Here is a 15,442-nt window from a genome sequence, read left to right on the forward strand (position 1 = left end):
TAAATTTTAATTATTTGCCCAGTGAGTCTTCTAAGCGTGCTTTCCAGATAGCCATTGCTAGTGCTGGTTTACGTAAAACTTCAGGGGTTGGAATCCAACCATGCTTAATTTTAGCAAAGACATCAAAGCGCTCAGCGGTACCAGCCATTGCTTCAGCAACCACTTTACCTGCGATATTGGTTAATCCGACACCATGGCCGGTATAACCATGAGCAACATAAATATCATTACCTAAGTGATCAATTTGTGGCATGTAAGAGCGTGTTACCGCAAAGAGACCGCCCCAATGGTATTCCATTTTTACATCAGCAAGTTGTGGGAACACCGTGATCATACGTTGGCGTAAACGCTCGCTTGAATCACTGTATTCACCATTAAATGGATGATTAACACCACCAAATAAAATACGGCCATCAGGGGTTGGACGGTAATAGTCAAGGCTATTGTTTAGATCTGACATTGCCATCATATTACTGATAGGCTGGCGATCACCCAATTGCTCGGTCACACCAATGTATGACACAACAGGTAACACCACACTTTGTGCTTTACGATTTAATCCATCTAAATAGGCATTACACGCTAATAACACTTGTTTCGCTTTAACCTGACCTTTAGGGGTATGGATAATATGCGGATTACCTTTATCAAGTTTAACTGCTGGCGTATTTTCAAAAATAGTCGCCCCTAAACTTAATGCCGCTTGTGCTAAACCAAGAGTGTAATTGAGCGGGTGCATATGAGCACTGTTTGAATCATAAAGTCCACCTAAATAGCGTTCAGTATGCGCGACTTGATTGATTTTATCTTTATCCCACCAGCTTGCACTTGGGTAATCATAACGGCCTTGTTTAAGGTCATACCAAGATTTTAATTCTGTTTCTTGGCTTTTCTTCAATGCTAATTCGATATAGCCTTGTTGAAAATCACAATCAATATTAAATTTCTCAATCCGATCGCGAGCAATATCAATCGCTTCACAAGAAAGATCCCATAGTTGTTTACCCCACTCAGGCCCGTATGTTTCATCAACTTCACGTAACCCAAGGCAATAACCCACTAAACATTGACCACCATTACGTCCAGATCCACCCCATGCTAAACGTTGTGATTCAAGCACCACAACAGAGAATCCTTTTTGACGTAATTCAATCGCGGCATTTAACCCCGTCATACCGCCACCAATAATACAAACATCAGCTTCAATTGCCTGATCAAGTATTGGTTGTTCTGGTAACGCATTAACGGTTGCTTGGTAGTAACTATCGATATATTGACTGCTGATTGACATTCCAATTGCCCACAAAAAAAATACAGGTTAAAAATCGCGCGGATAATGTCACGACTCTTAGAGCTGTACAAGCAATTTATTAATGTGATCAGGGTCATAAGTTATGACGATAAATTTTGACACTTTGGTAGTTAACTCTAATATCCGCGCTCGGATCTGACTTACCTGGTCAATTAGGAATTAATAACATGAAGAAAATATTCAAAGGGGTGACCACACTAGCATTCGCACTTTCAGCATTTAATGTTTCGGCAGCAAATGATGTGCTTAACGTTTACAACTGGGCAGAGTATATGCCAACAGATGTAATCAAAGCCTTTGAAAAAGAATATGATGTCACTGTCAACTACTCTACGTTCGATAATAATGAAGCAATGTACACTAAGCTCAAGCTACTTGATGGCAAGGGCTATGATGTTGCATTTGCATCAACGTACTTTATTGAAAAAATGGCCCGTGAAGGCATGCTTGCAAAAATAGATAAAAGCAAGATGCATCACTTAAATGACATCTATTCAGGCCTAATGAAACAGCCTTTCGATCCTAACAATGACTACTCATTACCTTATGTATGGGGCGTCACGGGGATTAGTTACAATGCTGAAGTGATCACCAATGATCAGGTAACTAGCTGGAAAGATTTATGGAACACCAATTTTGAACAACAAGTGATGTTACTTGATGATGTTCGCGATGTGTTCGGTATGGCATTACGTGCCCAAGGCCACAGCATTAACAGCACTAACGAAGCTGAAATTAAACAGGCTTACGAAAAATTACGCCAGCTGCGTTCAAACGTGGTGGTTTACAATTCTGATGCTCCGCATGTCCCTTATGTTACAGGGGAAGCTATGATCGGTATGCAGTGGAATGGCAATGCCTTTATGGCGAAAAAAGAAATGCCAGAATTGAAGTTTGTTTATCCAACAGACGGTGCAATTTTATGGATGGATAATTTTATCGTCCCGAAAGGCAGCGAACATAAAGAGCTTGCGTTCAAGTTTATTGATTTCTTTATGCGACCAGAAAACCAAGCAAAAATTGTTGAAGCGCTTGGATTCCCAGCACCCAACAAGAAGGCTAAGCAATTTTTACCCGCTGAATTACAAACGGATCCAATGATTTTCCCAACTGACGAGCAAGTCAATAATGGTGAATTCACAAATGACGTTGGTGATGCGGTAAATATTTACCAAAAATACTGGCAAATGCTAAAAAGCTAATTAGCTAAGAGGCTACGGTTAACCATTAACTGTAGCCTCTTGCGTTTATAGCATCAGATTAGTTAACAACTAAACCTGCAGCATTCAATTGTGGTAGTAAATCGCTAATAACACGTGGTTGATTCCAATCAATACGAATCAGCTTAGTACCCATTTTGCGACATGCTTGAGGTAATACCGCATCATGAAATGCATCGATATCACTAATATAGCCAAGATCTAATCCCATCTCTTCAACACGACCACGCTGACGCATACGCTGATAAGCTATCTCAGGATCGGTCTTTAAATAAATACAATAATCAATGGTTGGATATTGATTAATTTGACTGATCAAGTGCTGATAACACGCCATATGTTTAGCTATGTCTTCAGCTGTGCTGTTGTAATTGGCAATACAAGCATGAGTAAAGACCAAATCACTCAACAAAGAACGCTCAATAATATAAACCCCTTTCGGATTCAAATTATTCAATAACTCAGCGCGTTGTGCTGTGATATAACATTGAAAATTGCTGCGCGCAGTAACGTTAAAAGGGTCACGTGTAAATTCACCTAATAGATGTTGAAATTCAGGATCAGAATCTACAGGCTCTAAAATAGCTGTCGCGTTTAGTGCTGCTGCGAGTTGAGGGAGTAATGTCGATTTACCGGCACCGATATTACCTTCTACACATATAATTTGTGGCTTATCCAAGATATCTTTCCCTCTAAAGGCTTAGCGATAAAAGAACCATACTTTGATTCTCTTCACGTTTACCAATGCTCTAAACCCGACATTCTGAAACTAAACGCCGCAAAAAACCATCCCTTATATACTGTTTGGTGATTAATAAACCAAAACCCGATACCTTTAGCGCTAAAGCAGAACTAAAACCACCTTCAGCAACACTTTACTCGCTAGCAAATAACCCTATTAAGCTAAGCGATACCTTAAAGAGTAATTTTAACGCTTATATAAAATGTGGATTGTAAAATAGCGCCTCCATGATAGCATCCACAAAATATTCATATTCTGAGATAACTTAATGTCATTTGAGGCTGCCATCGCGTTCTTTGGTGCTATTTTCATTTTTGCGATCACTCCAGGTCCTGGTATATTTGCCATTCTTGCTAAAGCAATGGTAGAAGGCCCCACAAAATGTGTCATGATGGCATTAGGCATGGTATGCAGTGATTTACTTTACTTACAACTAGCTTGTTTTGGATTAGCCACTATTGCTGAAAATTGGTCAGAAATATTTATAATTATTCGGTATCTCGGTGCTGGCTATTTAATCTATCTTGGCTATAAGATGATAACTGCATTTACACACAATCAGCCGCATACTGAACAACAAAAACCCCAACAAACAGCCTTAGCCAGCTTTGGACATGGTTTTTTGATTTCAGCATCAAATCCTAAAGTGATTTTGTTCTATGTCTCGTTTTTACCAACTTTTATTGATTTAACTCGCTTAAATCGCAGTGATATTGTTTTAGTTTCGATCTTATCTTCTATCGCATTAATGGCGGCGATTATGCTCGTTGCTTATGGCGCTTCACGATTAGCAAAAGTGATCAAAACGCCAACTGCACAACAGCGTCTAAACCAAACAGCTGGCGGTATTATGATTGCAGCGGGAGCCTATTTAGCGGTAAATAAGTAGCCCCGTCATTCCCTACAGTGAGGTTACGAACGAGATAGGGAATCTACTATCCACGCGTCGTAGAGTGGCTGTTTCCGTTGAGTTTTAACGCATGTTCACTGCTGTCTTTAATGCTCAAACACGTGATGAATAGATCACGGATAGTTCGTACCTCTCTTCCGAGATGACGGATAATAACCAGTGGGTATTCACTGTAAAAAATAGATGCAAAAAATCCTCACATTACTGACGAGGCTTCGTTGTGTTGTGAAGCGGGCGGGACTTGCCATTCCGAAAATCAGCGCGCCCCTCGGCGTGACAGGCTGATCATTGAAACTTATTGTATTTGACTTAAATATTCCAGATGCAAAAAAGCCCCGTCATTGCTGACGAGGCTTCGTTGTGTTGGCGGAGCGGACGGGACTCGAACCCGCGACCCCCGGCGTGACAGGCCGGTATTCTAACCAACTGAACTACCGCTCCAATTCTTTATGAAACTCGATTAAATCAAATTTCTAGAATATGGCGGAGAGATAGGGATTTGAACCCTAGATACGCTATAAACGTATGCCGGTTTTCAAGACCGGTGCTTTCAACCACTCAGCCATCTCTCCAATGGCGCGAATAATAGCGAGCTTAGCCTTAGCTGTAAAGTCTTTTTTTACAAAAACAGTAATTTTATTATTACTGATATTGTTTTTTAATCAAAATCATTAAAAATCAATCTTTACGCTGATAAAACCATCTTTTTCATGTTGTTACCCATTTATAAATAGGGGTTAGACAAAATGAACAATGGTTTGAATGAGCTTGGTGGCTAATTTAGCCGTCTGATTATCGTAATCATACTCAGGGTTCAATTCAGCAATATCGACAATCTTAACTTTACCGCTTGCCATTATATGTTTAATTGCCCATTCCACCATTGATAAACTCACGCCATGCATGCGCGTCATATTCGCTCCAGGTGCTATTGATGACGAAAACACATCCAAATCTATACTTAGCTGAATACAATCAACATTATCTATAAAACTGTCCAGTTGCGCCTGAATATGTTTTTTATTACGAGCTGTCATTTGATTATCTAGCAACCACTGACAGCCAAGCTCTTGTGCTAATTTAAACATTGCTTGTGAATTAGCATGATCGCAAATACCTAAACCGAGAAAATCAAAACTGCGTTGTTGCTGTTTGCTATAACACCATGCAGCATGAAATGCAGAACCTGCCCGTAACGATAATGATGGCCTTAACTCAAAATGAGCATCAAAATTAATCACCCCAACACGAGGAGCGGTAAGCGTTGGTTGTGTATCCATTATTGTTGGTGATAACTGCATCTCAGCACTAAAATCAGACAATGCCTGATAACTAGCAATTGAAATTTCATGACCACCACCGAGAACAACAGGAAAATGACCATCGCGTAGACCACGTAGCAATAATTGATGTTGCCTGTCACTTACTGCTGCAAAGCTATGATCATCAATAGTTTGTTCAATATCACCGGCATCATAAAAAGGCAATGCCGTTTGTGGATGAGTCCGCGGCAGTATACGTCGAATACTGGCAGGGCCTTCTTTAGCACCTTGTCGTCCACGCCCCCAATCAACATTCAGATCTGAAATAACCCCCACTAACATCACACCAGGTTGGCATTGTTGAGTATAAGGGCTGATGAGCGTATGTTTACGATGATATAGCATCGGTTTTTGAGGCTCATTTTTAAATAATTTTTTTAATTGATCGACTAACATACGCCTACCTTCCCTATCTTCTGCCTTTATAAACAACACACCCTAGTGTTGTGGTGGTAATGCTCTTGCTGCTTGTAATACACACATTACAATTTTATTTTTGCGGCTATTAATGCGCTCTGCTGGAGCCATGACACTAACAGCTCCAACCACTTTATTACCCACAAACACGGGGGCACTGACACCAGAAACACCGACATCAATTTCTGATGTACTAATAGCAAAACCATCTTGTTTAATGAGATCTAACTCGGCAATCCAACTATCGATCTGTTGCTGTTCGGTAATATCGTAATGTTCTAAAATCGTTAATTGGCGTGCCAATGGTAAATAAGCCAGAATCACTTTCGCAGAAGCGCCACGGATCAATGGCTGGCTTTGACCTTTTTCATAACTACAACGTAATGCATAGGGGCTATCAATACTGTCAACACATAAAGCATTGAATCCTACCGCAACCATATAAGCAGACATCTCGCCCGTTTGCTGTTGTAACCGCTTTAAAATCGGTCTTACGCCATCAGGTAATGGCGAGTTTATTTCAAAATTTCGCTGAAGTTGTAATGCTGCAGGGCCGGCACTATAAGTATTACGTCCATGATTTTCTTCAATTAAATTCCAATCACGAAGTAATGCTAAATAACGATATACGCTACTTATTGGCATTCCCATTTCGGCACTGAGTTGTTGTGCTTGTAACGGCACATTAGATGCAGCAATGTGAATAAGCACTTGCAACAATTTTTCATTAGCACTGAGTGAATGAGTCACAGATAGGTTATCTCTAATTTGTGTGATGATTATTTGTAACTAATTCTATCGTTAACGACAAGTCGCATTCTTATATAATGAGAAAATAACGGATTTAGTTACCATTTATTATTACATTGCGAGAAGTAAGCCTAGATTTGAAATCTTTCACTCCAAAAATAAAACTAACGGTCCATGTTTTTGAACCCTCGTTTATTATTTCAACGTAAAAATAAAAAAATCGACTTTACTTAGTATAAATACAGATCTAACTAGCCATAACAGGGGGGTTACTGGTAAAATCTGTCCATAATTGACCGTCTAAAACAGTAAAAGAGAGTGATTCCTCATGGGAAGAAAGTTCGAAGTACGCAAATTGTCTATGGCAAAAACCCAAGGCGCTAAGATCAAGGTTTACTCTAAATACGGTAAAGAGATCTACGTTTGTGCTAAGAACGGTAGCCCTGATCCAGATGCTAACCTAGCACTTCGCCGTCTTATTGAGAAAGCGAAGAAAGATCAGGTGCCAAGCCACGTTATCGAAAAAGCAATTGATAAAGCGAAAGGCGGCGGTGGTGAAGATTACGCAACTGCACGTTACGAAGGTTTTGGCCCTGGCAACTGCATGGTTATCGTTGACTGTTTAACAGATAACAACAACCGTACTTTCATGGATGTTCGTCAAGCATTCGTTAAAAACCATGCAAAAATCGGTAGCCCTGGTACTGTTGGCCACATGTTTGAACACCAAGCAGTATTTGAGTTTAAAGGTACTGACGAAGAAGTTGTTCTTGAAAATCTAATGATGGAAGACGTTGACGTTACTGACATCACTTGTGAAGATGGCGAAATTACTATTTATGCCCCTCACACTGAATTCTTCAAAGTTAAAAATGCACTTGCAGCAACGATGCCGGATGTTGCGATTGATTCTGAAGAAATTGCTTTCGTTCCACAGACAATGACTGAATTGGCTGGTGACGACATTGCAATGTTTGAGAAATTCCTTGACGCACTAAACGATTGTGATGACGTACAAAACGTTTACCACAATGCTGAAATGGCAGACTAAGTTAAACTGCTATTTTTCACAAAAAGGTCACTTCGGTGGCCTTTTTGTTTATCTATACTTATCTACCTCCTCGCTTAATATACCGCTTTCATTGCTCTTCCTTCCCCCCTCTTCGCTGATGCCATTATTTTGATAAATAGGTAGATATAATATTGACAAAAAACATAACTATTATAGTTGTTGCAGTAATTATTTAAGCCTATAACTAATTGTAATATTAATTTATGTTCAATGAATATGGCTTATTTACACGGGAGTTAAAGGATAAATATGAATATTTTAATTGTCTTAACGTCTCATCAGTATTTGGGTAAAACCACCACAAAAACGGGTCTATGGCTTGATGAATTTACGGTGCCATTTTACGCCTTTAAAGATAATAACTGCACAGTTGCTCTCGCCTCTCCTAATGGTGGACAAGTTCCGATTGACCCCAAAAGTGATACACCAGAACTTCAAACAGAATCTGTGGTGCGCTTTAAAAATGATCCAGACGCCATTACACAATTAGCCAATACATTGTTATTGTCGACCATAAATCCTACTGACTATGACGCTGTATTTTATCCTGGAGGACATGGACCATTGTGGGATCTATCGCAAGATGCAGCATCAAAAAATATTATTGAATGGTGTTATCAGAACAACAAACCGACAGGGTTAGTTTGTCATGGGCCTGCTGCATTAAAAGCGCCACAAAACCCAGATGGCAGCCCTCTTATCACAGGTAAAAATGTTACGGGATTCAGTAATAGCGAAGAAGCTGCAGTTGGCTTAACGGATGTTGTGCCTTTTTTACTTGAAGATATGCTAACCACCCAAGGGGCACACTATAGTAAAGGCGCTGATTGGCAAAGCTATATTGTTGTCGATAACAATCTTATTACCGGACAAAACCCGGCCTCAGCTCAAGCTGTTGCCACTGAAATAATTCGCCAATTAAAATAGCATTTTAAAAAAGCCTAGCTATTTGATTAGCTAGGCTTTTAGTATTCAGACAACGAACGTTATAATTTAATTATTATTCAGCGGCCAATGATCAAAATAAATATGGCTTGCTTGCCAATCCACTTTTTGCTGATCATCAGTTAATAAATAACGTGCAACGGTAAACGCGAATTCAAAACTAACACCTAAACCACGTCCAGTAATAAATTGGCCATCAACCACTACTTTCTGTTTTATAAATTGACCGTCGTCGAATTTTTCAGCGAGTTTATCACCGGTAGTATACGTGCGGCCTTGCAATAAATGATGCGCTGCAAGTACTTTTGCGCCAGATGAGCATAATGCACAAATATACTTATTAGCTTCAATATGACGCTTTAAAAAAGCAATGACATTGGCATTAGCTGATAAATTATCAGTACCTTGCGGGCCACCGGGCATCATTACAGCATCATAAGTGGTGTCGAATTTATCTGCTAACACATAATCAGCACTGATTTTAGTTTCAAAATAAGTATTAAGCGTGGTGGTTGCCATGCAAGACAACACGTCTACTTTAATATCTAAACGGCGCATAATATCGATAAAAACGACCGCTTCGCCTTCCTCAAAACCATCGGCAAGCAATACCGCGACATGCTTTACATTGGTCATCATCAATCCTTATGCCTTCGCCTGAGCAATCATTGCACACACTTCGCGTACATTGGCGGCAATCAAATCCCAGTCATGCTGCGTAATAGCACTTGTTGGCGCGATCCAAGTACCGCCACAAGCAATTACTTGAGGAATCGCTAAATAATCACTTAAATTTAGCGGTGTAACGCCACCTGTCGGCATCAATTGAATTTGGCTATAAGGCCCAACCAATGATTTAAGCATATTAATGCCACCTGACGCCTCAGCAGGGAAAAACTTAAGCGCACTTACACCTAATTCTAATGCTTGCTCAACTAAACTTGGATTATTAACTCCAGGGATCATCTTAATATTATTGGCTAAACAATATTTTACTGTGGTTGGATTAAACCCTGGACTAATCACAAAATCAGCTCCTGCCGCAATTGCAGCATCGACTTGCTCTGTGGTTAATACTGTTCCTGCACACAATACAATTTGTGGGTAAGCGGCGCGAATTAAGCGAATAGATTCAGCTGCAGCTGCCGTTCTAAACGTAATTTCCGCAGCAGGCAGACCATTTTCAACTAATACTTTAGCAAGTGGAACTGCATCTGCCGCATTTTCAATTTGTATAACAGGCATTACTCGCAATGCACGCAAACGATCAATCCATTCATTTGTCATCATAATTACTACTCATTAAATCCGTTAAATATTGGGTACATTGCTGTGGAATTATGGCTCCACGATGTTGAATCACTTGTGCTGCGAGGTTATTACCCCACTGACAACATTCAGCCATTGGTAAACCTGTTGCCCATGCCGCTATATAAGCCGCATTAAAAGAATCGCCAGCGGCGGTGGTATCGACAACCTCATCAATTTTATTACCACCAACAAAACCATGCTGACCGGCATATGACCACATTGCACCGTTACTGCCTAATTTCACCACCACTTGATCGACACCTAAACGGTGTAATCGCTCAGCAATCACCGTTGCTGGCGTATTAACTTCACCACATAATAAATCTTCATCATCAGCGGTCACTAATGCAATATCAGCCAAACGATATAGTTCTGACAACCACGTTTTAGCATGCGTGGTACTATTCCATAATCGTGGCCGATAATTAGAATCAACCGCAATTTTACAACCTTCAGCTTTCAAACGAGCAAGGGCTTCAATCAGTTTAATTTTGCCATGTTCAGGTAAAACCGCCAAAGAGATCCCTGAGAGGTAGATCAAATCATAGCTTTTTAGTTGCGCCATAATTTGTGAAAACTGCGTATGCTCACACATATAACGTGCTGCAGAATCATTACGCCAATAATGGAAACTACGCTCTCCTTGTGAATCAATTTCAATCGCATACATACCCGGTAATTTATTGCGTTCACGCATCACAAAACGACAATCAATCCCTTCTTGTTGCCATGCATCAATCATCGCATGGCTGTAATTATCGATACCAAGTGCTGTGATGTAACAAGGCGAACTTTGCGGTAGCAATCGAGAAAGATAAATCGCGGTATTAAGCGTATCGCCACCAAAATTTTGCTGTTGAGTCGCAAAAGGCGCGCCGCTTAGTTCAATCATGCACTCACCCATAATGGCTATATTGTGCTTTGTCACTAAATTCGAATATGTCATTTTTCTTCACCTACTGGCTAGTATTAGCTGGCAGAAAAAAGGCCATGAGTGCTTGAGATGGGAGCGCAATCATGGCCAAAAAAACATCATCACTCAAAGTTATAAATGTAATACTAAATAAAGTAAGCCACTTTAGGGGGAATCAGTATTACATTGTGTCATCCATGGCGAGAGGTTCTCGTTTGTGGTTAATTACGCTTTTCCTTCGCTACCACATACACGAATTTTATTCTGAATCACTTGCTTCATTGCCGCTTTACCCGGAATGATATAATGACGTGGATCGTTCGCTTGTGGATGCTCAATAAAATATTGTTTCACAGCATCAGCAAACGCAATTTTAAGTTCAGTAGCAACGTTCACTTTGGTAATACCTAATTCAATGCAACGACGTACATCTTCATCTGGCACACCTGAAGCGCCATGAAGCACTAATGGTGTATCTGTTTTACTACGAATAATACCCAAGCGATCAAAATCTAACCGTGGCTGCTCTTTATACATGCCGTGCGCAGTACCGATTGCAATCGCTAATGAATCAATGCCCGTTGCATTAATAAATTCAATCGCAGCATCTGGATCGGTATAAAGTGCGTCTTTATCTTCCACAATAAGATCGTCTTCTTGACCACCTAAACGGCCTAATTCAGCTTCAACTGAACAATCCCATCCATGACAAAATTGCACGACTTTACGAGTAATATCGATATTGCCTTCAAAACTATGATGAGACCCATCAATCATTGCAGATTTTATACCTGCCTCTACTTTGGTACGAATATCACTGAATGATTCGTGATGATCCATATGCAGTGCGATTGGCGTTTGGTAAATATGGGCAGCTTTAAGACATATACCCACCAAGTAATCAGTACCCGCGTAAGAATAAGTACCAGGCGTACCAGCAAGAATAACTGGAGAACGCATCTCTGCAGCCGTTTCAAGTACTACTTGAATTGTCTCAAGATTATGAATATTAAAAGCTGGAACGGCATAACCACCTAGCTGCGCTTTCAACAGCATTTCACGCGAAGAAACCAAAAACATAAAAACCCTCAAACCTTCCGTTAACTTTCGATTTAAACTATATTCGAAAACAAAAACAAATAAAAAGATCTGAATCACATAATCACTTTCAAATCGAAAATAAATAACAAAATGAAATCAAAAGAAATGTGCCATCTTTGATGAATAACAGGTAATACCTTTACGCAATAAGTTATTTTTCGGCCTTTCTGCTCGTCCGAGGATCTTTTCTAACCAGTAATGACGCGAGGATTGAGGCTCTAATCGCCGCGATAATGGGCTCTGTTCGCTGAGGTAGTCATTTTTAAAGACCACCACCACCTCTTTCGTTTCGAAAACGCCCATCAGTTGCGCATTAATCGCTGGCAATGAAAAATTAAAATCACCTTGCTCAACAGGTAACGGTTGTTGTTGTGCCTGCCACAAACCACAGCGTTCACCACAAAATAAAGCTATATTCAGCGCACGTAGTGACCAAAAACTACTTGCAGGTCCACTATAGTTATCAACCAGGCGAGTATCATCACCAAACAGCCCTTGGGTTGGCGCACCATGTTGCATCGCACCATGACTGATAAAGTATTCTAAACTGGTCGCAAATGCGCGTTGAGCTTCACCTGCAGAAATCACCTCACTGTGTTGATCAACTGCCATAATCAAAGGCGCTGCAGCGGCAAGACGATAGCAAGCACTACGACCAAAGAAAGGCAGGCCTTCAACAGTAAAGAAATAGCGATATTGGCTAACAAAATCCGCTAAGGTTTGATGAATAAAGTCGCGATCAAAATTGGCATCGATTTGATCGAGCCAATAGAGCGAATAATGAAATCCCCATGCGTTGTAGTAATCATAATTGCCTTTAGCACCATCACGGAACCAACCATCCCCCACATGAAACTCTTTAATTCGTTGGTACTTATCATACGCAACACTATCTTCGCCAGTGAGTGCTTTAATAACCAACTGCACCGTTAGTGGAAATAAATGCCAATTATTATCAACAGTTTGACAGTGGTTAACTTGTTTAAACCAGGTAATGATTTGCGCTTGTTCTGCTGCTGTCATTTGTTGCCAAACATATTCACGGCTGAGCCATAATGCCAATGCTAAATCGGCACTTTCACAAATACGCTGATCATAGTCGTGTAATTGGCCCCAATAGCCTGCATGTTGTGGGTTTGTTCCCGCTAAAAAAGCCTGCCGTAACATTGCCACAATATCTAACGGCTTATCATTTAAACCCACTAATGGTTGTGGACCATGGTGACTTAACCATGCCGCTAACGTCGGTAATACTCTGCTGGTGCCTTCCATCGCATCTGTACGGGCATTTTGTTGACTTGGACGTCCAGGATAATAAGCATGGCTATAATCCCACACCGAATAATGTTCAAACGCTTCAGCAACATAACGCACTAAGTATTGGCACTTGTTCTCAATGCTTACATTAGGTTTAGCAAAATAATCTGCTACCGCTGCATCATTAATCGAGTAAGTCGCCGCTTTCATTTTTAAACGCACTAGTCGCTGTTTAAATAATTGCACATACATCGCAGCGGTTGGATGTTCATAGGCAATCGTTGGTCTCTCGGTAGCTGAAATGTTTTTCGCTTTATAAGGCGTTGATAATACTGTTTTTAAAGAGGTTTGTTCGATATTCTCTTTAGTATCAGCTGCTGCAGCTGTGGCTTGTACATTATTCATTATTGTTATCCTCCATGAACAATAACGCACCACAATCATATTGATATCACTTCAATATAATGGCAGTGCGATATATTTGATCAATTATTAACCTTTTGCTGATTCAGTTAGCACATGGTAACGATCTTGTCCCCATGCAACAGGCTTTGGTTTATCTTTGATCCACTCATAGAAAGCTTGTTTCATTTGCTTCACTTTTTGTGGATATTGCTGAGCAAGATCTTTTGATTCACTTGGATCAAGCTTGTCATTAAATAATTTCACGCTATTGGTGCCATCATCATAGAAATACAATGCCCAGTCTTGATCTCGAATTGCCCATGAGCCTTTCGATAATTTTTCTAAATTGGGGTTTTTAGGAATGTCATTAGATTCATAGGTGATCCATTTCCAGTAGCCATGCCAGAACGCATCGTTTTCTTCGCTATAATGCTTCGCACCAGGGCCTGCCCAATAAATATATTGATGCGGCGATTGCTTCGTTTTACCTTCAAGCACAGGCAAAATATTTTTACCATCAAGCTGCATTTCAGCAGGGATCTTAATGCCCGCAGCAGTCAATGCTGTAGGAAGAATATCTAATGCTGAGATCAGAGTATCGTTAGTGCCACCAGCAGGAATATGTTTCGGCCAATATGCCACAAATGGTACCCGTACACCGCCATTGTACATCTGGCCTTTATAGCCACGATCCATACCATTCATTGGCATTGGCGATTCATGTACTGCGCCATTATCAGATAAGAAAAATATCAGTGTATTATCTAACTCTCCTTTTTTCTTAAGCAGTTCAACTATTTGTCCAAGACCTTCATCGGCAGCATTAATCGCAGCAAAATATTTATCGGCTTCAACATTACCGGTATTAAAACGCTCCATATATTTCGCTGGTGACGCTTCTTCCAATGGAATATGTGGCACGCTAAAGGCAAGGTTAATAAAGAACGGTTTATCACCACTTTGCTCGATAAACTGCAGCGCTTCATTGGTTAAGTTATGCGTTAAATAACCTGGCGCTGGAATATTTTTACCATTTTGATAAATAGCAGGTGAATTCCATAACGCAGCTCCAGATGCGTAGAAACTATAAGAGTAATCAAAGCCACGGCTTTCTGGCGCATATTCTTTTGGGGTTACCGGTATTTGGTTATCATGATAATCACGGGTTTTATTATGATCTGCAACGGCATTTTTACTGCTAATTTTAGCATTGTGCCATTTACCGATATTAGCGGTGTTATAACCGTTCTCTTGAAATAATGCTGGTAATAATTTGATATCTAGCGGTACACCTTGCAGAGCATCATCATTACTGTAAGTACCAAAACTCGTTGGGTAACGACCCGTAAAAATACCTGCACGTGAAGGACCACAAACCGGATGAGCCACAAAAGCATTGGTCATTTTCACGCCTTGCTGAGCGAGACTTGCAACGGTTGGCATCGCCCGCTTAGCTGCATCGACCATTTTATCAAAATCACCTTGATAGCGAACGGGTACAGGGCGTTCAGCTAAGGTTTTTTTATTCAAACTGTCTAACGCAAAATCTAACTGACCTGTCCCCAGATCATCCATAACCACTAATAACACATTGGGCTGTTTCTCAATGGCTGTTGTTGGAGCAGCGTTTGCTACAGCAGCAGAAGCCATGCAAGCAGCAGCCACAAAACTTGCAATTATTGTCTTCTTCGTCGAGGACAGGTTCATTGTATACTCCTTGTAATATACTGCTGTAACACACAGCAATACGTCTTAAAATTCAATT

14 protein-coding genes and 2 tRNA genes are annotated in these 15,442 nt (G+C 40.4%); 4 read left to right on the top strand and 12 right to left on the bottom strand.

What is annotated here, in order from left to right:
- Positions 1-10 precede the first annotated feature (10 nt).
- Entirely contained in the window at positions 11-1,291 is a 1,281-nt protein-coding gene (locus tag PMAL9190_RS08955) for an NAD(P)/FAD-dependent oxidoreductase (RefSeq protein ID WP_087844842.1), read from the bottom strand.
- A 188-nt stretch (positions 1,292-1,479) separates the two neighbouring features.
- Between PMAL9190_RS08955 and PMAL9190_RS08960 the strand changes: the two genes are divergently transcribed.
- Positions 1,480-2,514, top strand: a complete 1,035-nt coding sequence (locus PMAL9190_RS08960; RefSeq protein ID WP_087844843.1) for an ABC transporter substrate-binding protein — start codon at positions 1,480-1,482, stop codon at positions 2,512-2,514.
- Between the two features lie 58 nt (positions 2,515-2,572).
- Here the strand turns inward: PMAL9190_RS08960 and PMAL9190_RS08965 are convergent, their stop codons facing one another.
- The gene (locus tag PMAL9190_RS08965) at positions 2,573-3,211 is read right to left on the bottom strand and encodes a deoxynucleoside kinase (protein WP_065167151.1); all 639 of its coding nucleotides are present in this window, start codon (positions 3,209-3,211) and stop codon (positions 2,573-2,575) included.
- A gap of 331 nt (positions 3,212-3,542) precedes the next feature.
- On the opposite strand from PMAL9190_RS08965, the gene PMAL9190_RS08970 reads away from it, so the two are divergent.
- The gene (locus tag PMAL9190_RS08970) at positions 3,543-4,163 is read left to right on the top strand and encodes a LysE family translocator (RefSeq protein WP_087844844.1); all 621 of its coding nucleotides are present in this window, start codon (positions 3,543-3,545) and stop codon (positions 4,161-4,163) included.
- A 385-nt stretch (positions 4,164-4,548) separates the two neighbouring features.
- Here the strand turns inward: PMAL9190_RS08970 and PMAL9190_RS08975 are convergent.
- The 4 genes from PMAL9190_RS08975 to PMAL9190_RS08990 form a co-directional block, all read right to left on the bottom strand.
- Positions 4,549-4,625 (bottom strand) — tRNA-Asp (locus tag PMAL9190_RS08975).
- A gap of 40 nt (positions 4,626-4,665) precedes the next feature.
- Positions 4,666-4,756: transfer RNA gene (locus tag PMAL9190_RS08980), tRNA-Ser, on the bottom strand.
- Between the two features lie 165 nt (positions 4,757-4,921).
- Positions 4,922-5,902: a formimidoylglutamase gene (locus tag PMAL9190_RS08985; RefSeq protein WP_087844845.1), complete on the bottom strand. Its 981-nt coding sequence runs from the start codon at positions 5,900-5,902 to the stop codon at positions 4,922-4,924.
- A 42-nt stretch (positions 5,903-5,944) separates the two neighbouring features.
- Positions 5,945-6,673 (bottom strand): IclR family transcriptional regulator, encoded by a 729-nt coding sequence (locus tag PMAL9190_RS08990; protein WP_200813392.1) that lies wholly within the window; start codon positions 6,671-6,673, stop codon positions 5,945-5,947.
- Between the two features lie 328 nt (positions 6,674-7,001).
- Between PMAL9190_RS08990 and PMAL9190_RS08995 the strand changes: the two genes are divergently transcribed.
- On the top strand, positions 7,002-7,724 hold the full coding sequence (locus tag PMAL9190_RS08995) for a YebC/PmpR family DNA-binding transcriptional regulator (RefSeq protein WP_087844847.1): 723 nt from the start codon (positions 7,002-7,004) through the stop codon (positions 7,722-7,724).
- Between the two features lie 270 nt (positions 7,725-7,994).
- Positions 7,995-8,672 (top strand): type 1 glutamine amidotransferase domain-containing protein, encoded by a 678-nt coding sequence (locus tag PMAL9190_RS09000; RefSeq protein WP_087844848.1) that lies wholly within the window; start codon positions 7,995-7,997, stop codon positions 8,670-8,672.
- A gap of 66 nt (positions 8,673-8,738) precedes the next feature.
- Here the strand turns inward: PMAL9190_RS09000 and PMAL9190_RS09005 are convergent, their stop codons facing one another.
- The 6 genes from PMAL9190_RS09005 to PMAL9190_RS09030 all read right to left on the bottom strand — a co-directional run bounded on the left by PMAL9190_RS09005 (position 8,739) and on the right by PMAL9190_RS09030 (position 15,384).
- Positions 8,739-9,326 (bottom strand): DJ-1/PfpI family protein, encoded by a 588-nt coding sequence (locus PMAL9190_RS09005; RefSeq protein WP_087844849.1) that lies wholly within the window; start codon positions 9,324-9,326, stop codon positions 8,739-8,741.
- 9 nt (positions 9,327-9,335) lie between these two features.
- A complete protein-coding gene (locus PMAL9190_RS09010) occupies positions 9,336-9,980 on the bottom strand; it encodes a bifunctional 4-hydroxy-2-oxoglutarate aldolase/2-dehydro-3-deoxy-phosphogluconate aldolase (protein ID WP_065167158.1) in 645 nt (214 codons plus the stop codon).
- Positions 9,967-10,947, bottom strand: a complete 981-nt coding sequence (locus PMAL9190_RS09015; RefSeq protein WP_087844850.1) for a sugar kinase — start codon at positions 10,945-10,947, stop codon at positions 9,967-9,969. The genes PMAL9190_RS09010 and PMAL9190_RS09015 overlap by 14 nt, the downstream gene beginning before the upstream one ends.
- Before the next feature lie 192 nt (positions 10,948-11,139).
- Positions 11,140-11,994 carry a tagatose bisphosphate family class II aldolase gene (locus PMAL9190_RS09020; protein ID WP_087844851.1) on the bottom strand — a complete coding sequence of 285 codons (855 nt, stop codon included), beginning with the start codon at positions 11,992-11,994 and terminating at the stop codon, positions 11,140-11,142.
- A gap of 117 nt (positions 11,995-12,111) precedes the next feature.
- On the bottom strand, positions 12,112-13,677 hold the full coding sequence (locus tag PMAL9190_RS09025; protein WP_087844852.1) for a DUF2264 domain-containing protein: 1,566 nt from the start codon (positions 13,675-13,677) through the stop codon (positions 12,112-12,114).
- Positions 13,678-13,764: 87 nt separating this feature from the next.
- Positions 13,765-15,384: a sulfatase family protein gene (locus tag PMAL9190_RS09030; RefSeq protein WP_087844853.1), complete on the bottom strand. Its 1,620-nt coding sequence runs from the start codon at positions 15,382-15,384 to the stop codon at positions 13,765-13,767.
- Positions 15,385-15,442: the final 58 nt, after the last annotated feature.

Source organism: Photobacterium malacitanum (assembly GCF_900185615.1).
GTDB lineage: Bacteria > Pseudomonadota > Gammaproteobacteria > Enterobacterales > Vibrionaceae > Photobacterium > Photobacterium malacitanum.